General features: G+C 62.6%; 1 protein-coding gene. It reads right to left on the minus strand.

What is annotated here, in order from left to right; translation table 11 throughout:
* Positions 1–50: 50 nt before the first annotated feature.
* Positions 51–26,900: a non-ribosomal peptide synthase/polyketide synthase gene (locus tag GJB56_RS09230; protein ID WP_154606665.1), complete on the minus strand. Its 26,850-nt coding sequence runs from the start codon at positions 26,898–26,900 to the stop codon at positions 51–53.
* Positions 26,901–26,939 lie beyond the last annotated feature (39 nt).

The raw sequence follows: 26,939 nt of genomic DNA on the forward strand, positions 1-26,939 counted from the left end.
GGCGCTCGCTTCACGGGCGTGCGGCTCGGTGGCTTAGTGGCTTCAAGTTGTCATGCCCGTTCGGAGTATCCGGAAAACATCGAGAGCACCCGAGCCATCTCCGGTCCGATGACCGCCATGGCCGGTGCCTCGATCATCTCGTTGTGTCCGCATCGCACCGGTACCTCCACGATCCGCCCCGTCACGAGCGGACGCCATTCCTGTGGCGACCTTTCCCGCGGAATCGTGTCGTCTTTTCCGTCAGCCGGGAAGATCAGCAGGTCTCCCTCGTAGATCTGGGGAACGAACTGGTGCGTGATTCTCTGCGAAGTCTCGTACCCTCTGGCAATCCGCTCGAGGTCCCGACCCTCGACTCCCGTCTCGGGCCCGAGCCTCCGGGCCAGCACGGCCGCCGCCTCGTCGAAGGTCAGATCTCGGCCGGTCTCGATCTCGAGGCCGAGTCCTCGCAGTAGGTCTCGGACGTCGAGTGCGGCTGACGCAGAGGCATCGCCGTTGTCGGGGTAGCTGTCCATCATCGTCAGTGTGGCAACTTCGCGGCCGGACGATTGCAGTTCGACGGCCATGGCGTGCGCGATGACTCCGCCGAGGGACCAACCGAGCAAGTCGTACGGCCCGTCCGGCGAAACGGCTTCCATCTCTTCGACGTAGCGATGCGCCAACTGTTCGATCGACTGATAGTCACCGTCGTCGCTGAGTGCGGGTAGCTGAAGTCCGTACACCGGTCGGTCCTCGGGCAGATACCGCACCAAGCCGGCGTACCCCCAGGACAGGCCGATACCAGGGTGCACACAGAACAGCGGTCGCCCACTTCCTACTGTCCGCAGCGGAACAACCACGGCGAGAAGCTCTTCCATGCCGGCGTCCACTGTCGGCATGTCGAGGCGTCGAGCGATTCCAGCGGGTGTCGGGTCGAGGAACATCCACTGAAGCGGAATTCTGCGTTGGAAACGGGAGTGCAGTGCGCTGACGATTCGGGTGGCTACCAGGGAGGACCCGCCCAGGTCGAAGAAGCTGTCGGTAGTGCTCACCCGGCTGACACCCAGAACCTCGACAAACGAGTCGACCACGGCGCGCTCGGTGTCGGTGACCGGCTCGCGGAACTCGGCTGCAGCCGAACTGAATTCGGGTTCCGGTAGAGCCTTTCGGTCGAGCTTGCCCACCGGTGTCATCGGAATCCGCTCGAGAAGTACCACTGCCGACGGAACCATGTGCGAGGGAAGTCGGTCGGCTGCGTACGCCCGTATCTCGTCGCTGTCGGAGGCGTCGGCAGCTGACGCACGCACGTACGACACCAGGACCGTTTCACCCGACGGTCCCGTGTAGCCGACAGTCGCGGCGAAGTCCACCGACGGATGGCGTGAGAGAACTGCATCGATTTCCCCGAGTTCGATCCGAAAACCACGGACCTTGACCTGGAAGTCGCTGCGCCCGATGTATTCGAGTGTGTGATGCACTCCATCTCCGGACCCAACGATTTTGGCACTGTCACCGCCGGATTCACGCCAACGCACGACATCTCCGGTGCGGTACATCCGGCGCCCCGGCGATCCGTACAAGCAAGCGACAAATCGTTCCGACGTGAGCGACGCCCGATTATGGTACCCACGTGCCATACCTGGGCCGATGATGTACAACTCCCCCGGCACGCCCACCGGTACGGGCTGCAAACGCTCGTCCAGCACCAGGAAGCCGAAGCCCACTGCCGGCGAGCCGATGTTCACTCCCGCACCGGGTTTCATCGAATCGCTGACACTCGCCTGCACGGTGGTTTCAGTCGGGCCGTAGCCGTTGTGCAGCCTCCGACCCGGCGCCCATTGCGCGACGACCTCCGGCGGGCAGGCCTCGCCCACCAGATCGAGAACACGGAGCGCCTCGAAACCGTTGTCACCCAACGCCGCCAGCGCGGTCGGTGTAATGGTGGCATGAGTGACCTGCTCGCGCCGGAAAACATCGGCCAATTCGGCGCCACCGTACACAGCAGGCGGAACGATCACGACTTGCGCCGAGGCGCTGAATGCCATCGTCAACTCGAAGATGGAAGCGTCGAAACTCGGCGATGCCAGCTGTGAGACATGAGAGTCGTGAGTGACCTCGAACCTCTCACGAGTTTCGGCCGTGAAGCTCGCCAAACCTCGATGAGTAATGTTCACTCCCTTGGGTTTCCCGGTAGATCCCGAGGTGTAGATCAGGTAGGCCGGATGATCGAGGTTCAGTACACCGGTTCGATCGTCATCGGTGATCGGTTCCGGCGACAGCGCGGCTACCCGCCGGGCGAAGTGTGGGTCGTCGAGTTCCAGCCAGGGAACAACGTCGGGTAGGTGAGTTCGGCTGGACTGAACAGTCAAACCGAGCGAGGCTCGGCAATCGGCGAGCATGTATTCGACGCGCTCGCGCGGATAGGCCGGATCGACAGGCACAAAAGCCGCTCCGGCTTTGGTCACCGACCAGATCGCCACCACCGATTCGATCGAGCGAGGCATTCCCAGTGCCACGAAGGTCTCCGGGCCCACACCGCGACCGCACAACTCCCGGGCAACACGATTCGACCACTCGTCCAGGTCGCGATAACTGAGCTGCCGGTTCTCGAGCGACAGGGCCACCGAGTCCGGATCGATCGCCACGGCGTCCGCCAACAACTCAGGCCACAATTTCGGAGCTACTTCGGGGAGCCCATGCGCCGGCGTCAACTCGCGACGTTCAAGATCGCCGAGTAGGTCGATGTCACCGATCGGTACCTGCGGATTCCGGGTCACGGCCTCGAGTACACGAACGAACATGTCGGCAAACCCGCTGACCGTACCGGGGTCGAAGAGATCGGTGGCAAAGTCGACGGCTCCGCTCATTCCTCCCGGTGCACCGCGATCGTCGTACTCTTCGGCGAGGAGGAATTCCAGGTCTACCTTCACTACCTCGAGTTCTGGGTCGATCCCGCGGACTTCCAGTCCCGCCAGCTTCAGAATCGGCCGATCGTTGTTCTGGAATTCCAGCGACACCGAGGAAATCGGTGCATAGGCGCTCGACCGTTTCGGCCCGACCGCGTCCACTACCCGCTCGAAGGGAACGTCGGAGTGCGCGAACGCGGCGAGGTCGACTTCTCGGCAATGCGCAACCAACTCCCGGAACGATTGAGCCGGGTCGACCTGTGTGCGCAGTGCGAGCGTGCCGACGAACATGCCGACCAGATCATCGAGGGCACGATCTCCCCGGCCGGCGATCGGCGTTCCGATCACGATGTCGTCGGTGCTGCCCAAACGTGCCAGCAAGAGCGCGAGCGCTGCATGCACAGTCATGAATGCAGTGGACTCTTGCTGCCTCGACACGTCTCGGATACGGCGGTGAAGATCACTGCTGATCGAGAAGTGAATCCGCGAGCCGTGAAAACTCTGTTGTGTCGGCCGGTCTCGATCGAGGGGAAGTTCCAAGAGGTCGGGAGCGCCTGACAGTGCGCGTCGCCAGTAAGCCAACTGCTCGGTGATCACCGACCCAGGGTCGTCGCCGGAGCCCAGAATCTCCCGTTGCCAGAGCGCAAAGTCGGCGTACTGGACTGGAAGCGGCGTCCACTGGGGTTCCCCGCCGTGCGCGTGGGCCTCGTATGCAATCATCACGTCTCGGGTCAGTGGAGACATCGAGAAGCCGTCAGCCGAGATGTGGTGCACCACTACGGCAAGTACGTGTTCGCGCTCATCGATGGTGAACAACGCTGCCCGCAGGGGAATTCGTGCGGCGACGTCGAAACCGGCCGAGACCATTCGGGCAAGCTCGTCGCGGAGATGATGTTCGTCGGTCACCGATGTCTCGGCCAGTTGTGGCAGCGCGGCGCTTTCGGTGGGCACGATGTGCTGGACCGGTCCGTCGCCGTGGACCGGGAACATCGTTCGCAGCGATTCGTGGCGGGCGATGACATCGGACATCGCTGATCTCAAGGCCGGTTTGTCGAGTTCACCGCTCAACCGCACCACGAGCGGAATGTTGTATGCAGGAGAACTGGTGTCGAGTTGATTGACGAACCACATCCGCTGCTGAGCAAACGACAAGGGGATGTTGTCGGGTCGGGGGCGCGGTTCCAGTCGCTCCGACCGTTCGGCGACCGACTGGTCGATCACCGTGGCCAACTCGGCCACCGTCGGCATCTCGAACAGGTCCCGCACGCCGACGGTAGCTCCGAGCACCGCCCGTAGCCTCGCCGCGACCGAAGTGGCGCTCAGAGAATTTCCACCGAGCTCGAAGAAACTGATGTCGGTACCGACTCGTTCGAGGCCGAGCACCTCGGCGAACACGTCCGACACTGCCTGTTCGACCGGGCCGACAGGGGGACGGAAATCCCTTGTGGTCGTCTCGATTTCGGGGCTGGGCAATGCCGAACGGTCGACTTTTCCGACAGCGGTCAATGGTATGTTCTCCAGCACCGTGAGAACGGCAGGCACCATGTGCGAAGGCAAGCGCCGGGCCACGGCGCGAATCAGGAGCCTGGTGTCCAGTCGACCCGCGGTCGGCACGACGTACGACACGAGTCGGGTGTCTCCGGTGGGGGCGGAATCGGCAACCGTAACGGCAAATCCGACGTTGGGCTCCGCCATCAGCACACTGTCGATCTCACCGAGTTCGACACGGAAGCCTCGAACCTTGACCTGGAAGTCGCTTCGCCCGACGTACTCGACACACATGTCCGCCGTCCATCGCACGATGTCGCCGGTGCGGTACATCCGCGTTCCTGGGTCGGCCGGATTGGCAACAAAGCGCTCTGCCGTCAACCCCGGCCTTCGGTGATATCCCCGCGCCACGCCTGGTCCGGCCAGATACAGCTCGCCGGGGACCCCGACGGGAACCGCTTGAAGTCGAGCGTCGAGCACCAGTTCGCTGACGCCACTGACAGGTCCACCGATCGTGATGCGTTCCCCGGCGGTCATCGGCGGACTGACGTTGGACATGATCGTTGCTTCGGTCGGTCCGTATGCGTTGTACAGGCGGCGGCCAGGTGCCCAGCGAGCGACGAGATCGGGTGGGCACGCCTCGCCCCCGAATACGACTTTCGAAAGTTGTTCCAGCCCAGCCGGGTCCACCGTTGCCAATGCCGCCGTGGTGATGAACGCATGCGTGACGGCGTGCTCGGCCAGAAGCTGCGCCAGGTCCTCGCCCCCGTAGATCCCGGGTGGAGCGATAACCATCGTCGCCCCGGCACCGAAAGCCTGCAGATATTCGAAGAGCGACCCGTCGAAACTCGGAGTGGAGAAGTGCAGCGTGCGTGATTGTGGAGTTGCGCCGTAGCGTTCGACCTGGTCTCGGGTGAAGTTGTCGAGCCCTCGCTGTGTGACCACGACTCCCTTGGGCACGCCGGTCGACCCCGAGGTGTAGACCACGTAGGCAGCTGAATCCAACCCGATCGGACGGAGTCGGTCGTTGTCGGTCAACGGGCTCCCCGAGAATTCCTCGCACTTCTTCGTGAAATGCGGATCGTCGAGAATCAGCCACTCCGCGATATCGGGCAATCGATCTCGGCCCGCGGTGGTGGTCAATCCGAAGCTGACCATCGAATCGATCAGCATGTGATTGATCCGCTCGTCGGGATAGGCGGGATCGATCGGCACGAATGCAGCGCCCGTCTTGGCGACGGCAAGTATCGACACCACGGACGTGAGAGAACGTGGGACACCGACTGCTACGTAGTCCTCGGTTCCCAGTCCTCGCGAGACCAGCACGCGAGCAATGCGATTGGAGAGGATGTCCAGCTCGCCGTAGGTCAGGCTGCCGTCCGCCGATTCCACGGCGAGCGCGTTCGGATCACGCTGGGCTGCCGCATCGAAGATCTCCGGGAAGACGCGCGACGACCCACCAGCCGTGCCACGGGCCGGCACCAATTCGGCACGTTCGGACGGGGCGAGCACCGACACCACAGCCAAGGGGCGATCCGGCTGGGCACACGCTTCGAGTACACGATGCAGTCGTCCGGCGATCTCTTCGATGTCGGCGGCACCGAAAACCTCGGGTAGGTACTCGAATTTCAGGCGGAGTCTGGTGTCGACCGATGCCACCAGGCTGAGCGGGTAGTGGGCAGCGTCCTTGGCTTCGACATCGGTGATCCGGATCCCCGCAATATCGGTATCGGACGAAAGGCCCTGACGGTCAACGGGATACGATTCGAAGACAGTCAACGTGTCAAATCCGGTCTCCGGCCCCGTGGCTACTTGGATCTCGGAAAGCCCGAGATAGTGATGATCCGACAGCTCTGCTTGCTCGGCCTGGATCCGCGCGAGGAGTGTGCCGATACTTTCTCTCGGGCGCAGAGTGATTCGGACCGGAATTGTGTTGATAAACAGCCCGATCATGGTTTCGATCCCGGTCAGCTCGGGAGGTCGACCCGACACCGTCGCCCCGAACACCACATCGTCTCTCCCGGTCAGTGCAGCGAGGACGATCCCCCACGATGCCTGAACAATTGTGTTGATCGTCAGCCCGAGTTCACGCGCCATCCCGCGAAGTGAGGTTGTGAACTCCTCGTCCAGATCGAACACCCACTCGGCCGCCATGGTGGAAAGTCGACGAGATCGAACCGCCGGAGCCAACAGCGTCGGTCCTTCGACTCCGCTCAGCGTCCTCGCCCATACAGCTCGAGAAGCTTGCTGATCGCGGCGGCTCATCCAGGTCAGATAGTCGCGATACGCGCGCGCGTGAGGCAAGGCCGCCACTTCACCGTCAGCGGCATAGAGCGTCGCCAACTCCCGAATCAGCAGTGGCATGGACCAGCCGTCCAGAAGGATGTGATGGTTGGTGAGCACCAGCGTGAACTTTTCGGGGGCGAGAGCAATCAGGGTGAATCTGATCAACGGCGCCTGCGCCATGTCGAACGGGCGCGCTCGGTCCTCCGCCAGTGCTCGATCAAGATCCTGATCTGTTGCACCAGTGAGGTCGATTTCCTGCCATGGCGCTGCCACGGCGCTTCGGACCACCTGGACGGCACGGCCGTCCGCGCCGTGAAGGAAGGCGGTACGCAGGTTCTCATGCCTGTCGAGCAGCGCGTCGGCGGCGTGACGCAGGCGCTCCGAATCGACTGCGCCGGCTAGATCGAGAGCCACTTGTACGAGGTATGCGTCGACCGATCGTTCGGCCAGTTCGGCATGGAACAACAACCCCGCTTGCAATGGAGAAAGTGACCAGACGTCGCTCAGGTCGGGGCACCGGCTTTCGAGGTCGTCTACCGCGTCCTGTCGAAGATCGACCAGATCGAAGTCCGAAGGTGTGAATCCGCCGCCGCCCGCCGCGTACTCACCGAGCCCGGCCAATGCGTCGAGCCACCACTGCGCCAGTTGCCGCGTGTCGTCCGCGCCCAGAATGTCCGGTGGGAACGTCCAGCTGGCAACGAGCTGCGGGCCGTCGTCGGTGTCACTGTTGTCGGTGTAGCTGTCGTCGACGGTCATCACGTTGACCTCGAGGACGCTGGCGAGTGGGAGATCGACGGCCGTAACCGTCCGCAAGTCCTCGTCGCGGATCGGTACCCATCCCGCTGTAGCGTCGGCCTCGGATCCACCGACGCGTCCGAGGTAGTTGAAACTGATCTGGGGCTCCGGAAGTTGCGAAAGTGTGTGTGCCGTTTCGCGGTTCAGATAGCGCAGCAACCCGAAGCCGATGCCGCGGTCCGGCACCGCCCGGAGTTGTTCCTTGACGGCCTTGGCAGCGACGCCCGCAGCCGGGCCGCCGGCGAAGGCGTCGCTCGGATCCACTCTGCTCAGATCGATCCGCACCGGGAAGATCGACGTGAACCATCCCACTGTGCGAGCAAGATCTGCCCCGGGAACCACCTGTTCCTCGCGTCCGTGTCCCTCGAGGCTGATCAATGTATCCGGATTTTCGATCCCGCGCTCCCTATGCCAGCGGACCATCGCAAGAGCCAAAGCCGTCAACAACCCGTCCTCGACGCTCCCGTGAATCGCCTGCGGCACTGTCGTCGACACGGCCTCGGTCAATGCCGTGGGAACTCGTACTTCGATGTAAGTGGTGGCGGAGGCGGTGTCCCTCTTCGTCAGGGCGCGCACACCCAGAGTCGGATCTGGACCCGCGAGCACCTCTCGCCAATAGTCGAGTTCAGCAACCCGATCCGGCTCGCGCGCGGCGTCGACGAGGCCACGTGCCCATCGACGCATCGAGGTCCCGACCGGAGCCAGTGACGGGTCGACGCCTGATTGCACCTGCGCACAAGCAAGTGCAAGATCGGGGATCAGGATTCGCCAGGAAACACCGTCCGTCACCAGATGGTGCGCTACCAGTAGCAACCGTTTCTGGCGCTGTCCTTCCTTTTGAATCTGTCCGTCGGTGTCGAGCAGGACTGCCTGCACCATCACACCTGTCTCCGGGTCGAGCCGCCCCAGAGCTGCGTCGAGTTCAGCCGAGACCGTCTCCGCGGCAGCACCCTCTAGGCTCGCGTGGCGTACGACGGTCTCCGCCCGCACCGTACCTGCTGGCGCAACGTCCATCCGCCGAGCGGATTCAGGATGCAGCGTCGCCCGGATGCCCGCGCGGAGGATGTCGTGGTGGTCCAGCACGGCCTGCATCGCCTGTGTCAGCGTGACCTCGTCGAGCGTGGCAGGAACCGCGAGGAGAACAGATTGTGAGTACCGCCGAAAGTCTCCGCCGCGATCGAGCATCCATTCCGCGATCGGTGTCAACTCGATCTCCCCGACGCCGCCACCGGGCAACTCGTCGAGAACAGCGTGACCGCCAGACGTACCGGCCGTCTCGGACAGCGCCGCAACGGTTTTGCGTTCGAATACCTCGCGCGGTGAGATCAAAACTCCCGCAGACTTGGCTCGCGTCACCAACTGGATGGACATGATCGAGTCACCGCCGAGAGTGAAGAACGAATCGTCGACCCCCACCTCGCCGAGTCCCAGAACCTCGGCGAACAGGCCCGCAAGGATGCTTTCCGTCTCGGAGGCGGGGCCACGACTCACGGTTGTCTGTAGCCCGAAGTCAGTTTCAGGCAACGCTTTCCGGTCGAGTTTGCCGTTCACCGTCAGCGGCAACGCCTCGAGAACCGTCACGACAGCGGGGACCATGTGTGCCGCCAACCTCTGTGAGAGATACTCGAGCAACGCCGCCGGAGAGACAGTGGCAACGGCCTCCGGCACCACGTAGCCCACCAACCGGTCTCTGCGAGCCACGACCGCCGCCTGAGACACGCCCACTCCGGAGAGCAGCGCAGCCTCCACCTCGCCGAGTTCGATTCGGTACCCCTTCACCTGCACCTGCAGATCGTTTCGTCCGAGGTACTCCAGCTGCCCGCTGTCGTTCCAGCGCCCCAGGTCACCGGATCGATACATACGCGCCCCACTGACGGTGAGATCGGGAATGAACCGCGCGGAGGTCAGACCGGACCGGCCGAGGTATCCGCGTGAAACCTGATCGCCGCAGACATACAGTTCACCCACCACACCGGGCGGCACCGGGTGCAACCGCTGATCCAACACATACACACGCAATCCGGGCAACGCCCGACCGATCACCGAGGCCGATCCGTCACGCGCCAGCTCACGATCGAGCAGTAGGTGGCTGACGTGCACCGTGGTCTCCGTGATGCCGTACATGTTGACCAGATCTGGTGACGAAGTCCCGCGGCGGGCGTACCAGCGCGTCAACTGTCCGAAGTCGAGGGCTTCTCCACCGAAGATCACGTAGCGCAATGACAGGGCCGCGCTCCCGATACGCCGGTCGGCTTCCGCCAATTGATAGAAGGCAGTGGGAGTTTGATTGAGCACCGTGACACGTTCGTGCCGTAGCAATTCGAGGAATGCCTCTGGTGAACGGGCCGTGAAGTAGTCGACCAGTACCAGCCGGCCACCGTGTGCGAGTGCGCCCCACATTTCCCAGACCGAGAAGTCGAATGCCTCGGAATGGAACATCGTCCACACATCGCCGCTGTCGAAGCCGAAGAGCGCTCCGGTGTTTGCCAGCAACGTCACGACGCTGCGGTGGGAAACCTGCACCCCCTTCGGACGCCCAGTAGACCCCGAGGTGTAGATCACGTAGGCCACCGAATCGGGTCGGAGCGGTAGCAGCCGGTCTTGGTCGGTCACCGGAAGCGGAGAAAACCTGTGCAGCGCTTCGAGAATCGCCGGGTCGTCCACGGAAATCACTGGAATCTCGTTGTCTGCGATTGCGTCATTGTCTCGTATGTCGTCGCCGTCGGCCCGAGTGGTCAGCACGCACTTGGGTGCGGAGTCACGCAGCACGAAGTCCACGCGGTCGACCGGAGAAGTCAGGTCCACCGGTAGGTATCCGCCACCCGCCTTCACCACCGCCAGCAATGCCACCACCAGGTCGATCGAGCGGGTCATCGCGACTGCCACCAGGGTTTCCGGCACCACACCCTGAGCCACCAACAGTCGAGCGAGGCGGTTTGCTCGCTCGTCGAGTTCGCGGTAGGTGACGGACAATCCGTCGCAGCGCACCGCCACGGCATCACCGGACGTCAGCACCGCACGATCGAAGAGATCCGACAGCGAATCCTCGTGGGTTCCGACGCCCGAGACCGAGGCCGAGCCTGAGGCCGAGGCCGATGGCGCAACCAGCATCTCGCTGTATTCGCCGGCCAGAAGTATGTCGATGTCGCCGACGACTGCCGACGGATCCTCGATCACGGCGCCGATCACTCTCTCGAAGCGCTCCGCGATGCGCGTCACCGATACTCGATCGAAAATATCTGTTGCATAACGGAAACCGGCGCTGATACCGGCCGGCCCACCGTGCTCGTCGACGTGTTCCATCACACTCAGTTGTAGATCGAATTTTGCAACCGCGAGATCGATGTCGAGCGAGCGAGCCGTCAGTTCCGGCAATTCGAAGCGCAGTCCCGTATCGGTCTGGAATTCGAGGAGTACTTGAAAGAGGGGTGAATGCGCGGTGGAACGGTCGGGCGAGAGGTCATCCACCAACCTCTCGAAGGCAATGTCTGCATGGTCGAGTGCACCGAGATCCGTTGACCGCACCGCGGCCAACACCTCGGCAAAGGTTGCTCCGGATTCGACGGGTGTGCGAAGCACGAGCGTGTTGACGAACATCCCGACCACATCGTCGAACACCGAAGCACCGCGCCCTGCGACCGGAGTGCCGATCACTACGTCGTCCGACGCCGAAAGCCGTGCCAGCAACACCGCGAGCGCCGCATGCATCACCATGAACAGGGACGCAGCATTCTGGTGTGCGAGGTCGGTCAAAACTCGATGGATCTCGGGTGAGAAGTCCATCGAAACCACCGCGCCCTCGGTAGACCGTTTCGGCGTTCGTGGTCGATCGAGAGGGAGCGGCAAGACTTCTGGAATATCCGACAGCTTCGCTGTCCAGTAATCGAATTCATCCGACGTCGACGTTCCCGGACCAACTTCTGCGTCGAGGATCTCCCGCTGCCACAGGCTGTAGTCGGCATACTGGATGGGCAGTGGCTCCCAGTCCGGATTCTGCTCCTGAGCACGGGATGTATAGGCGCGCATCAGGTCACGTGCCAGTGGCGCCATCGAGAAACCGTCCGCGGCGATGTGGTGGACGACGATCGCAAGAACATGCTGCTCCGGCCCGATTCGGAGTAACCTCACGTGCAGCGGGAACTCTTCGGCCACATCGAATCCGACGTCGAAGAACGCGTGCAAATCCGTAAAAAGCCGCTCACCGGAAATCGGGACGGGGTGGATTCGAGGAGCAGCGAGCGCTGGTTCGGCGATCACCTGGTGGGGCCCGTTCGCGGACGTCGGGAAGATCGTTCGAAGGGTTTCGTGCCGTTCCACCACATCACCCAGTGCGGCTTGGAGCGCACCCGAATCCAGGAAGCCGTCCAGTTGTAGTGCGACGGGGATGTTGTAAAGCGGAGACGAGGTGTCGAACTGGTTGACGAACCACATGCGCGCCTGTGAGAGCGATAGCGGAATGTGTTCTGGCCGGGTCTTACCCGCGATTTCTGAAATCCTCGAACCTTCCCGCCCCGAACCTTCCGGCCCCGAACCTCGCAGCACAGCTTGCAGCTGATCGATCGATGCCGCCAGATCAGCGACCACGGGAGTGTCGAACAAGGCCTTCACACCGACATTCGTGCTCGATTCGGATCTGATGCGCGCTGCGACGCGAGTGGCGCTGAGCGAGTCTCCACCCAATTCGAAGAAATTGTCGTCGGCGCCCACCTGGTCGAGATCGAGCACCTCGGCGATGGCTCGAGCGACCATAACTTCGGCTCGTGTGCTCGGCGTCCGATAGTCCGCGGCTGTAAAAGTAGTGTCCGGGAGGGCTTTACGGTCCAACTTCCCATGCACCGTCACCGGAAACTCCCCCAACACCACCACCACCGACGGCACCATGAACCCCGGAAGAGACCTCCGCACCCCCTCCAACACCACCACCTCATCGACCACCACCCCCACCTCACCCACCACAAACCCCACCAAAAAATCCCCACCCACACCCGACCGCAACACCACCACCGCACCAGCCACCCCCACCTGAGCAGCCAACACCGCCTCCACCTCACCCAACTCCACCCGCTGCCCCCGCACCTTCACCTGAAAATCCGTGCGCCCCACAAACTCCAACACCCCACCACACCCCCACCGCACCACATCACCCGTCCGATACACCCGAGCACCCACCACCCCCGACACCGGATCCGCCACAAACCGACCCACCGTCAAATCCACACGACCCTCATACCCCCGAGCCACCTGCACCCCACCCACATACAACTCCCCCACCACACCCACCGGAACCGGCCGCAACCGCGAATCCAACACCAACGCCCGCGTATTCCACACCGGCCGACCAATCGGAACACCCACCCCCACAACACCACCCACCACATGAAACGTCACATCCACCGACGCCTCCGTCGGCCCGTACAAATTCACCAACTCCGCACCACACACCCCCGCAAACCGCCCCGCCAACACCGACGACAAACCCTCACCCGACACAAACACCCGACGCACACTCGAACACCCCACCACCACCGAAGGCTCCCCCACGAACACCTCCAACATCGACGGCACAAAATGCACCACCGACACCCCCCACCGCTCGATCACACCCACCAAATACACCGGATCACGATGCCCACCCGGATCCGCCACCACCAACCGCGCACCCACCATCAACGGCCAAAACAACTCCCACACCGACACATCGAACGACACCGGCGTCTTCTGCAACACCACATCCCCCACACCCAACGGAAACTCCCCCTGCATCCACAACAACCGATTCACCACCCCCGCATGCGAAACCACCACCCCCTTCGGACGACCCGTCGACCCCGACGTGAACATCACATACACCGCATGCTCAGGCAACAACACCCCCAACCGATCACCCACCCCCACCGGATCACCCGAAAACCCCGAAACATCAACACAACCCACATCAACAAACCCCACCCCCACCGGCAAACACCCACCATCACCACCCCGCGACAACACCACCACCGGATCCACCACCCCCACCACAAACCCCACCCGCTCCACCGGCGCACCCACATCCACCGGAACAAACACCCCACCAGCCCGCACCACCGCAAACACCGCCACCAACAACTCCACCGACCGCGACAACACCACACACACCCGCGACTCCGGACCCACCCCCAACGAAATCAACAACCGCGCAAAACGATTCACCCGAACATCAAACTCACCCCACGACAACACCACCCCACCACACACCAACCCCCCACCACCCACACCAGCAAACCGCCCATCCAACACATCCACCAACGTCAAACCCCCCACCGCAACCCCCACACCATCCCAACCACCCACCACCAACCCACGCTCACCCGCGACGAACACGTCGACCTCACCGACCGGTGTATCCGCGTTCGCTGCGAAGGCGGCAAGAATTCGCGACATTCGCTGTGCAATGGTGCCGACCGCGGCGCGGTCGAATGCCGCCGGCTGATACCGCAGGCTCACCTGCAGCGTCGGTTCCGCGACCGACAGCACGGTGAGCGGGTAATGCGTGGCGTCGCGGGCATTCACAGCGGTGACGCGCATACCGGCTATGTCGGTGTTCCCGTCCATCCCCGAGGTATCGATCGGATACGACTCGAAGACCGACAGTGTGTCGAACAAATTGCCTGTCCCTACGGCAGATTGAATCGCGCCGAGTCCGACATAGTGATGATCGAGCAGATCTGTCTGCTCGCCTTGTAGTCGAGCGAACAGCTGTGCACACGTCTCGTCCGGATCCAGTTGCACCCGGACAGGCAATGTGTTGATCAGCAGCCCCATCATGTTTTCCACACCAGGCAATTCAGGTGAGCGGCCCGAGACTGTGACGCCGAAGACTACGTCTTCACGGGAAAGCATTCGAGACAACAGGACACCCCACGCCGCTTGGATCACCGTGTTCATCGTGATCCCGCTCCGCTGAACCAGCCCACCGAGTCCGTCGAGCACCGAATCGGGCAGATCCACGGTGACCTCTTCGGGTACCACCTGATCGGCGGTCGGCGCCGAAGCCGCCAACAACGTCGGCTCGTCGACGCCTTCCATGGCGTCCTCCCAGACCGCGAGCGAGGTCTCGATGTCGCGGTGCGCCAACCATTCCAGATAGGTGCGGTACGACGGAGTCTGGGGCTGATCGGCCGGGACGCTCTCGACCGGGAGACTGTCGTCCGCGTATCTCATCAGCAGTTCGCGTACCAACAACGGCATCGACCAACCGTCGAGAACGATGTGATGGTTTGTCACCACCAACACGCACCTCGTCGTCGGAGTTCGCAGCAACGTCAGCCGAAGCAGTGGCGGCGAGGCGAGGTCGAAGAGTGCACTGCGATCCTCGTCGAGGCGACGCTCCAGCTCTGCTTCGGTTGCCGATCCGCAATCACTCAGGTCGACCTCGGTCCAGGGAATCACTGCATCGTCCACAATCAACTGCACCGGTAGTCCGTGTACGTCGTAGCCGAACGCTGCACACAGATTCGGGTGGTTTGCCAGTAGTCCGGCAGCAGCGCCGCGCAAACGCTCGGAATCAACCGCTCCTTCCAGCTCGACGCACAACTGCGCTGTGTAGACGTCCGTCGACGTCGCCGCCAGTGAGGCATGGAACATCAGCCCGGCCTGAAGGGGCGACACCGACCAGACATCACGTAATCCGGGGAAGTCGTTCTCCCAGCGTTCGATCTGTTGTTGATCCACCGAGACCAGGGGAATGTCCGACGGCGTCAGACCGCCCGCATCAGGTCGCGATGCGTGCGCGGTGAGTCCGTCGAGCGCACGACGCCACAGTTCCGCGAACTCCGCGATGTCAAACCTGTCGAGCACTCCGCGGGGAAAGGTGAAAGATGCTGTCAGGCAGGGCCCGTCGACATGGTCCTCAACCGCCGCGTTGATGTCGATCACGGACGCCACAGGCATGGACCGATTCTGGGTTCCGCCGAGCTTTCGATTGCCCTCCACCGGCAGCCAGTCCTGTGTTCCGTCAGAGGAACTGATCCGGCCCAGATAGTTGAAACTGATCTGAGGAGAACGGAATCGGCCGAGTGGTTCGCTCTCGCCCGACAGGTAGCGCAACATCCCGAATCCGATTCCATGATCGGGGATCGCACGCACGTATTCCTTGACGGCTTTGAGAGCCCGTCCGGCGTCGGCGCCACCTGCCAGTGCGTCGTCGACGTCGATTCCGCCGAGGTCCACGCGCACCGGGTAGAGCGTGGTGAACCAACCAACGGTGCGCGCGAGGTCTGCGCCAGGAACCGCTCCTTCCTCGCGGCCGTGTCCTTCGAGCGTGACCAGGGCGGCAGCGGTATCCATACCGCGGCGTCGTCGCCACTCGATCGAGGCCAACGCAACAGCAGTGAGGAGTCCGTCGTTCACGCCGGCGTGAAATGCCGCAGGAACCGTGGTGAGTAGGTTCCTGGTCACCGGAGGCGCGATGTCCACTGTGACGGTGTCGACCGTGCCGTCGACGTCGATCGTGGGATCGAGCGGGCGCGAACCGATCAGCGGGTCATCGCCGTCAAGGATCGTTTTCCACATGTCCCGTTCGACGCTCCGATCGCCCACGTGCTCGACAAGCCCGTGCGCCCATCGCCGGAACGACGTTCCGATCTGTGGCAGTTCGGGCGTGACACCGGCCCGGAGTTGTGCTGTCACCGTCGCCAGGTCGGTGACCAGAATGCGCCACGAGACGCCGTCGACAACCAGGTGATGAATCACCACGAGTAGTCGGCCCCGCTGGTTCGACAAGTCGGGTTTGTCGGCCAGGTCGAACCAGATCACGCGCACCATGTCAGCCGCGGCGGGATCCAAGCTGTCGGCAGCGGCCTCGAGCTCTCCCGACGCCAAGGCCCTGAAACCTTCGTCGTCCACCGAACCGACAGCTACTCGATGGATCAGTCCTTCGGCCGAGATCGAGCCGGGTGGTAGGACTTCCATGACCCGGTCACTCTCGCCCAAGCGAGCTCGCAGCATTCCGTGGCGATTCAGCAACTCCTGGACACCACGGACAAGGAGGTCCTGGGTGAGATCAGCGGGAGCTGTCAGCAAGAGCGCCTGGGAGAACCGTTTCAATTCGCCGCCACTCAGGCCGCCATTGCTGCGGTCCAGCATCCACTGCGCCACCGGGCTCAGTGGAACAGTTCCGACAGCGGACCCTGGTAGCTCCGCGAGCACATCAGGACCGTCCTGCTCCACGTGCGCCGACTCGGCAAGCGCGGCAACAGATTTGTGGTCGAATACGTCTCGGGGCGAGATGATCACACCAGCATCGCGAGCGCGGGCCACCAATTGGATGGACATGATGCTGTCTCCACCGAGCTCGAAGAACGAATCATGCACTCCTACGGTGTCCAGGCCGAGAACCTGCGCGAACAGAGCGGCAAGAAGATTCTCGGTTTCCGTTCGCGGTGTCCGGTCGGGTGTGGCCGTGGACGAGAAATCGGGTGCCGGAAGCGCTGCGCGGTCCAGTTTTCCGTGAACAGTCAGCGGAAGTGCGTCGAGCACCACCACCGCCGCAGGCACCATGTACGACGGCAGACGCTTGCCTGCATGCGCGAGGACGTCTCGCGGATCGACACTCGCTCCGCGATCGGGAACCACGTATCCGATCAACCGATCCCTGCCGTTCAACCGATCCCTGCCGTCGCCGTTCCAGACGCCCGTCACCGCCTGGGCCACGCGCGGGTGCGCCTGCAGTGCCACCTCGACTTCCCCGAGTTCGATGCGGAACCCGCGGACCTTCACTTGGGCATCGGTGCGCCCGAGATACTCCAGCTGTCGGTCGGGCGTCCACCGCACGCGATCGCCCGTGCGATAGATCCGCGTTCCCGGCGCACCGAAGGGATCTGCGACAAACTGCGTGGCGGTCAACGGGGATCGCCGGTGATAGCCGCGAGCGAGAGCCGGCCCGGCAAGATACAACTCTCCCGCGACACCTACCGGTACCGCTCTCAGACGCGAGTCCAGCACTACCTCGCTGAATCCGCGAGTAGGTGCGCCGATGGTGACCGGGTCGCTCGGAGCCAGTGCCGCACTGATGCTCGACACCACAGTTGCCTCGGTAGGACCGTAGGCGTTGAACATCTTTCTGCCCGGCGCCCAGCGGGCCACCAATTCCGGCGGGCACGCCTCCCCACCTGTCACGACACAACCGACAGTGGTGAGTCCGTCTGGGGCGACGGATGCCAAAGCCGCCGGAGTCACAAAACAATGGGTGACGCGCTCGCGCTCCAGTAGCGCCGCCAGTTCCGCCCCGCCGTAGACGGTCGGTGGCACGATCACCATCGTGGATCCCGCACCAACGGCCAACATGAGTTCGAGAACCGAAGCGTCGAAACTCGGCGAAGCGAAGTGCAGAGTTCTGGATCGGGTCGTGGCGGCGAATGTCTCGCGCTCCTGGAGAGCAAAGTTGCTCAACCCGCGATGTGTGACCGTCACCCCCTTGGGTGTTCCCGTTGATCCCGAGGTGTAGATCAGATAGGCCGGATTGTCGATTCGAATCCGTGCCTTCCGATCCTCGTCGGTGACTTTCGATGGCGAGTACGCCCACAGCCGTTCCTCGAAACCGGCATCGTCGAGGACCAGCCACGGCACGAGGCCGGACAATGCTGCGTGGTGAGCTCGGGTCGTTATCCCCCACGCTGCACCGGAGTCGCCCAGCATGTACTCGATACGTGCAGCAGGAAGTCCCGGGTCCACGGGAAGGAATGCCGCACCTGTCTTGGCAATGGACCACACCGCCAGAACGGACTCGACGGAGCGTGGGAGACACATCGCCACCACCGATTCGGGACCCACTCCGGATTCGACCAGCATGCGGGCCAATCGATTCGACCGTGCGTCTAGTTCGAGATACGTCACTTCACGTTCCTCGAACACCAGCGCGACGGCGCCGGGATCCTGGGCGGTCGCCATATCTGTTGCTGTAGTGAGCAAATCGGGAAGGGTCTGAACAGCGGTGGAGATCACACCTCGCACGGGTACCAGTTCGGCTGACTCACGGGCGTCGAGGATATCGATATCTCCGATCCGCGATTGCGGATCCGTGGTGACGTACTCGAGAATCCGTTGCAGGCGGTCGACGAAGCCCCCTACTGTTTCCTCGTCGAAAATATCTGCGGCATATCCGAATTCAGCACGAATACCATCCGATTCACCGGCGGTGCCAGTGTTCTGCGCCACCGTCAACTGCAGATCGAAGGTGATGGTGTCGATCTCGACACCCACGTCGGTCACCTGCAGGTCGGGAAGTTCCAGTGTCGGTCGCTCGATGTCTTGGAACTCCAACATGACTTGAAACAGGGGCGAGTATGCCGTCGAACGTGAAGGATTCACTATCTCGACGACTCGTTCGAACGGCACGTCCGCATGAGTGAAGGCGCTCAGATCTACGTTTCGGACCTGGTCGAGGAACTCCCCGAAAGTCGCGCCGCGGTCCACTGCAGTGCGCAAGACCAACGTGTTGACGAACATGCCCACCAGGTCGTCGAGTTCGCGCTCCCCACGCCCGGCGATGGGAGTTCCGACGGCTATGTCGTCCTCATCACTGAGCCTCGCCAGCAGCACTGCCAAGGCTGCATGCACAACCATGAAGACGGTGGCGTTATGTTTGCGCGACAGGGCAACCACACCGGCATGAACCTCCGGACTGAACGCGAACCGAATCCGTCCGCGTCGAAGCGAACGCACATCACCGCGCGGTCGATCGGTCGGAATGTCGAGAACTTCCGGTGCACCCGCAAGATTCTCGACCCAATAGGCGAGCTGTTTCGAGATCAAAGACCGAGAGTCGGATTCCGAACCCAACCAACCACGTTGCCACAACGCATAGTCGGCGTACTGGATCTCGAGCGGCGCCCACCGAGGAGCCTCACCGCTCACACGGGAGGTGTACGCGCTCATGAGATCTCGGGCCAGCGGTACCGTGGAGAATCCGTCGGCGGCGATGTGGTGAATCACGATCACCAGGACATGCGAGTGGACCTGGTCGTCTCGCCGCAACAAGGTGGCGCGCATCGGGACCTGCTGCATGACGTCGAAACCATCCGAAACGATCTGCCGGCAACGCTCGCGCAGTTCTTCCTCTCCTTGCACAAGTATCGGTGCGAGATCCGATACCACCTGTGAGGTAGACATGATCACTTGACGCGGGCCGTCGTCAGTGAGAGGAAAAACAGTGCGCAAGGACTCGTGCCGCTCGACGACGTCGACAAATGCCGCGTGAAGTGCACTCAGATTCACTGTGCCGTCGAGCCTCAACGCGCACGCGACGTTGTAGGCGGCGGACTCGGGGTCGAACTGATTCGCAAACCACATTCGCTCCTGCGCCGGCGAAAGTGGGATATCCGTCGTCGTACCCCGCGGCCTCAACGCCGGCTTGGCCCCCTCTCCTCCGCGACACTGCGCCAACTCGGCCAGCGCTGCAACGGTAGAAGCATCGAAGACGTCGCGGATGTCGATCCGTTCGCCGAGAACAGAATTCACTCGCGCAACCAACCTGGCTGCACTCAGAGAGTTCCCACCAAGGGCAAAGAAGTCGTCGTACACGCCCACCGTCGACGTTCCCAACAGATCATCGAAGATTGCGGCAACCGTCTCCTCGACCGGCGTTCGCGGCGCAACATACTGCAGCGATCGAGGTTCGAAGTTGACGTCCGGGAGGGCTTTACGGTCCAACTTCCCATGCACCGTCACCGGAAACTCCCCCAACACCACCACCACCGACGGCACCATGAACCCCGGAAGAGACCTCCGCACCCCCTCCAACACCACCACCTCATCGACCACCACCCCCACCTCACCCACCACAAACCCCACCAAAAAATCCCCACCCACACCCGACCGCAACACCACCACCGCACCAGCCACCCCCACCTGAGCAGCCAACACCGCCTCCACCTCACCCAACTCCACCCGCTGCCCCCGCACCTTCACCTGAAAATCCGTGCGCCCCACAAACTCCAACACCCCACCACACCCCCACCGCACCACATCACCCGTCCGATACACCCGAGCACCCACCACCCCCGACACCGGATCCGCCACAAACCGACCCACCGTCAAATCCACACGACCCTCATACCCCCGAGCCACCTGCACCCCACCCACATACAACTCCCCCACCACACCCACCGGAACCGGCCGCAACCGCGAATCCAACACCAACGCCCGCGTATTCCACACCGGCCGACCAATCGGAACACCCACCCCCACAACACCACCCACCACATGAAACGTCACATCCACCGACGCCTCCGTCGGCCCGTACAAATTCACCAACTCCGCACCACACACCCCCGCAAACCGCCCCGCCAACACCGACGACAAACCCTCACCCGACACAAACACCCGACGCACACTCGAACACCCCACCACCACCGAAGGCTCCCCCACGAACACCTCCAACATCGACGGCACAAAATGCACCACCGACACCCCCCACCGCTCGATCACACCCACCAAATACACCGGATCACGATGCCCACCCGGATCCGCCACCACCAACCGCGCACCCACCATCAACGGCCAAAACAACTCCCACACCGACACATCGAACGACACCGGCGTCTTCTGCAACACCACATCCCCCACACCCAACGGAAACTCCCCCTGCATCCACAACAACCGATTCACCACCCCCGCATGCGAAACCACCACCCCCTTCGGACGACCCGTCGACCCCGACGTGAACATCACATACACCGCATGCTCAGGCAACAACACCCCCAACCGATCACCCACCCCCACCGGATCACCCGAAAACCCCGAAACATCAACACAACCCACATCAACAAACCCCACCCCCACCGGCAAACACCCACCATCACCACCCCGCGACAACACCACCACCGGATCCACCACCCCCACCACAAACCCCACCCGCTCCACCGGCGCACCCACATCCACCGGAACAAACACCCCACCAGCCCGCACCACCGCAAACACCGCCACCAACAACTCCACCGACCGCGACAACACCACACACACCCGCGACTCCGGACCCACCCCCAACGAAATCAACAACCGCGCAAAACGATTCACCCGAACATCAAACTCACCCCACGACAACACCACCCCACCACACACCAACCCCCCACCACCCACACCAGCAAACCGCCCATCCAACACATCCACCAACGTCAAACCCCCCACCGCAACCCCCACACCATCCCAACCACCCACCACCAACCCACGCTCGGGCGCACCCAGAATCTCCGTATCACCCACTGGGGCAGTTGGATCCGATACGACCGACCGCAGTAGGCGGACGAAGCGCTCCCCGAATTCGGTGACTGTGGTGCGCTCGAAGATATCGGAGGCATAGGTGAAGGCGGCGTCGAAACCCACCGGGATTCCGTCCCTGCCACGCTTTTCGGAGAGCGACAATTGCAAGTCGAATTTGGCGACACCGATGTCAACTGAAACAACATCGACACCGAGTCCTGGTAGTTCGAGGTGAGGATCTGCGGTGTTCTGAAATTCCAACAGAACCTGGAAGAGCGGTGAATGAGATGGTGAACGCTCCGGAGCAACTGCATCGACGACTCGCTCGAACGGCACCTCGGTTTGCCCGAACGCTGCCAGATCAACTTCGCGAGTTCGTGAAAGGATTTCCTCGAAAGTCGCGGCGGTATCAACGGCGGTTCGCAGGACGGCCGTGTTGACGAACATCCCGACCAGATCGTCGAGGACTTGCTCGGCGCGCCCTCCCACCGGAATGCCGATCGCTATGTCCGGCGAGGCGCTCAGCCGTGCCAACAGAACGGCCAGCACTGCGTGCATCACCATGAACGGTGTCGCGTTGTGATTCCGAACGAGTTCAAGGAGGTCACTGTGCACGTCTGCGGGCACCGAGAATCGGACCGATTCACCGCGCATGGATCGTTCCGCCGGCCTCGGTCGATCCAGCGGAAGGTCGATCACGTCAGGTAGACCGGACAGGGTGGACGTCCAGTAGTCCAACTGCTTCGCCTGGAGCGTGTCCGGATCGGCGTCACTGCCGAGCAGTTCGATCTGCCATTGGCTGTAGTCGGCGTACTGCACAGGCAAAGGCGGCCAGTCCGGTGCCCGACCGGCAGCCCGCGCCGCGTAGGCGCGGGTCAGGTCGCGGGCCAGCGGCTCGAGTGATGCTCCATCCGCCGAAATATGGTGAACCACCAACGCGAGGACATGAACGTCCCGAGTGATTCGAAAAAGGGAGCCGCGCACGGGCACGTTCGCGCTCACGTCGAACCCCTCGCGAGCGAGATCGGCGACGCGCCTGTCCAAGGCTTCCTCGTCAACGGATACTTCCCACGCCATCTCCGACGTCACACGTTCCGAAGGAACCACGACCTGATGTGGACCGTCGATCGACGCCGGGTAGACGGTGCGAAGCGATTCATGTCGATCGACAACATCTCCCATCGCGAGTTTCAGCGCAGCCACATCCAACGCCCCTGACAGTCGGACCACCATCGGGATGTTGTAGGCCGGGGACGACGTGTCGAACTGATTGACAAACCACAGGCGTTGTTGCGCCAGAGACACCGGAATCTTGTCCTTGTACGAATGTGCCTGCAGGATTGGACGCTTCGAACGCGAGGGATCAACGCCGGAGGACTTCGCGTCACGCACGTGGAGGGCCAGTGATTCGATCGTCGGTGCTTCGAACAAAGTCCGCACCCCGAAATCGATTGCTTCAGCGGCATTGACTCGTGCGATCAGCTTTGTGGCGATCAGAGAGTTCCCACCCAGCTCGAAGAAGTCGTCACCCGCACCCACCGCCTCGGCACCTAGAACGTCGGCAAAAATCTCGGCCAGCAGTAGTTCTTCGGCGCCCTCGGGCGGTCGAAAGTTGTCCGACCGAGCATCGAACCGAGGTGCCGGTAAGGCAGCGCGATCGACCTTTCCCGATGGAGTTACCGGCAACTCGCCGAGAAGAACAAAGGCCGCAGGAACCATGTACGACGGCACACGGCTCGCGGCGTACTGCGTCAGATCGGCCGTCGAGAGCACACTTCCGCCGGCAGGCACGACGTACGTGGTAATCATCGTTGTACCGGAGGGAGCCGCACGCGCCACGGTAACTGCATTCTCGACCTGCGGACACGACTGCACGACGCTGTCGATTTCCCCGAGCTCGATACGGAATCCGCGAACTTTCACCTGGAAATCGCTGCGACCGACGTACTCGAGTGCACGGCCACGGCGCCGCCGCACCAAGTCCCCCGTTCGATACATCCGCCGGCCCGGGAGACCGAACGGGTCGGCCACGAATCGTCCTGCGGTCAACGCATACTTCCGGTGATATCCACGTGCGAGCGCGTCTCCCGAGATGTACAGCTCACCCACAACACCGTCGGGGACGGGGTGCAATCGCTGATCGAGCACGATCTCCTCGAAACCGCGGAGCGGACCGCCCACTGTGATGTTCTCCGACGACACCATCGGCTCGCCGATGTTCGACATGACGGTCGTCTCGGTCGGCCCGTAGGCATTGCACAGCCGTCGGCCGGGAGCCCACCGCTGCACAAGATCCGGCGGACAGGCCTCACCACCGACCACCACGTCGCCGAAGTCCGAAAGGCCCTCGGGCGAAACTGTTCCGAGCGCCGCAGTAGTGACAAAACCATGCGTGACACGCTGGGATTCGAGGAAGCGAGACAGCTCGTCACCGCCGTAAATCGTGCTCGGTGCAATCACCATGGTCGCTCCGGCCCCGAAAGCCAGCAGGTATTCGAAAATCGAGGCGTCGAAACTCGGGGTCGAGAAGTGCAATGTTCGTGCATCCTGGGTCGCACCGAACCGCCAACGCTGTTCGGCAGCAAGCGCTTCCAGTCCACGATGCGAGACCGTCACCCCCTTGGGGAGTCCGGTGGAACCCGAAGTGTAGATCACGTATGCAGGATTGTCGGGCCGGATCGGGTGCACCCGATCGACATCGGAGATGGAGCGCACGGACAACCGTGCAAGTCGGCCACCGAACTCAGCGTCGTCGATCGCTAGCCAGGAAATCGAATCCGGCAAACGATGAAGTTCGGAAACGACCGTGAGCCCCAGTACGGCGCCGGAATCGGTCAGCATGAAGCGAACACGTTCACCCGGATAGGTCGGATCCACCGGCACGAATGCCGCGCCGGCTTTGGTCACCGCCAACATCGCGACAACCGATTCGACCGAACGCGTCAAACCCAGCGCCACACTGTTTTCCGGACCGACGCCGCGGTCGATCAAGACTCGGGCCAACTTCGACGAACGCTCGTCGAGTTCTCGATACGTCAACTCGCCATCGAGATACGACAGGGCCACGCCGTCGGGGTGTGTGCGCGCCGCACCGTCGAACAGTTCGGCCAGGGTGCGGTGCGAAGCGCGAGGGTCACTGCGGACAGGATGCATCGCGGATCGCTCGTCGTCGGACAAGATGTCGATGTCGCCGACCATCATTGCCGGATCTGTGGTGACGGATTCCAGGACGCGCGCGAACCGCAAACCGAGGCCACGTACCGTCTCGGCGTCGAACAGGTCGGTGGCAAACGCGAGCGTCACCGTGATTCCGGACGGCGTACCCACCTCGTCGAACAGTTCGACTGCAGACACTCCGAGATCGAAGCGGCCGAGGTCGGGAGGGTGCTCGTCAGCGCTGGCGACGGACTCGAACGTCACCTGTACAACCGGCGCATACGCAGGTACATCCTCCACCTCGAGCGACTGCGCCACCTGCTCGAGCCGTATCCCACTGTGCGGCAGCGCATTACTTCGAACCTCGACGACACTGCCCAGGAGCGCCGTGAACGGCGTCTCCAGATCGATGCGACTCCGGATGGCAACGATGTTCGCGTCGGATCCTGTCGGCGTACCGATTACCACGTCCGAAGCCCCGGACAATCGGCTCACCACTAGCGCGAAGCCCGTATGTAGGACCACGCGTGTGTCCGTCCCGAGATCACTTGCCATTTCTGTAATCCGCGCGTGGGTGTCTGCGGCGATCACGACCTCAACCTGTGCACTGTCCAGCGATTGCGTTGCAGGCCTGGGTCGATCGAAGGGAAGTTGCAACAGTTCGGGCGCCCCGGTGAGCTCATGTCTCCAATACTCGAGGTGCCGCACTTCGCGTTGTCGTCGCTCGCCCTCCCGGGCCGTCGGGCCGTGAATGTCTGCGAGTTCGGCACCGGAATCAGACGCGATCAACTCTTCCAGCAAGCCGACAAAATTCCGGTGGTGCTCGCGTAAACCCGCCTCCTCGTATCGGATCGGGTTTGCCCGGAAGTCGACACGCAGTCTGTCGCCACTCGGATACACGTTGACCAGAAGGTCTTCCACCGGCCCGGAGGTGACGATGTGATACTCCCCAACCACCTCGCCCAACTGCACCTCCTGGCGAAACAGCATGACGTTGACCATGGGCCCGGCATATGAGTCTTCGCCTTCCAGACCGCTCGTCACGCCTGCGTCCCGACGGATGTCGTCGAGGCTGCAGCGCTGGTGCCGCAATGCACCCATGAGCTCATGCTGGACCTGGGCGAAGAGTTCACCGACGGTGTCGACGGCGGCGACACTGATGAGCAGCGGCGCCACGTTCACCATCATGCCGCCCGAGTCCCGCAACACCGCCGTAGTCCGTCCGGACATCGGAACATGAATCTGGACAGTCTCTTTCGCCGTCATTCGCGAGAGGTACAACGCGAGCGCAGCGATGACCGTTGCAGCGTGGTTCTCGGATTCGTGGAGAAGGGCACAGCTCCGGTCCGACATCAGTGTGCTTTCGAGTCGGCTCTCGATGTGTGCGGGCCCAGAAGCCTCCGCCAAGCTGGATCCGGCACCGACTGTATTGCGCCCTGCCCAGTACTCACGGTCGGCAGCGAATCGATCCGACTGTCTGTACCGCTCGTCGATGTCGTACAGCGTGCGCAGTGTCGCGGCACGACTCGGCTGCAGATCTTTTCTCGCCGCCGAGGCCGAGTACCGATGCGCAATGCGGTTCATCATGGTCATGGCACCGAAACCGTCGAGCGCGACATGATGGATACGGCTGTACCACAGATAGTGCGCGTCACCCACGCGCAGCACAGCGGTCGCAACGATTCCGTCGACTGCCAGGTCGAGCTGCGTCCGGCAATCTCGACGCATCCACTCGAGCGCAGCCTCGAAGGGATCCTCGGTCCAGCGGAAGTCGACCAAACCGACCGAGATTTCGGCCTTCTCGTCCACGTACTGCATCGGCTGACCATCGACCTCGATCACTTTGAGCATGGGAGATTGAAACTCGTAAGCAACTGCCCGCGTTTCGCGATCCAGTAATTCGACGTCGAGTTCGCCGCGCAACTCCACGTAGTGCGCTATCAGAATCGGGACTTCGGGATCGAATTGCTGAGCGAACCAGGTTGCCCGTTGGGCGGCCGAGAGCGGAAAGAGGGTCTCATCGAAAGGGTCGGTCCGTCTTACCTCGAGAGGTTTCACAGCGCCCCGCCCCGCATGATCTCCGCGGCCGCCGAGTGC

Source organism: Rhodococcus sp. AQ5-07, assembly GCF_009707305.1.
Taxonomy (GTDB): domain Bacteria; phylum Actinomycetota; class Actinomycetes; order Mycobacteriales; family Mycobacteriaceae; genus Rhodococcus_F; species Rhodococcus_F erythropolis.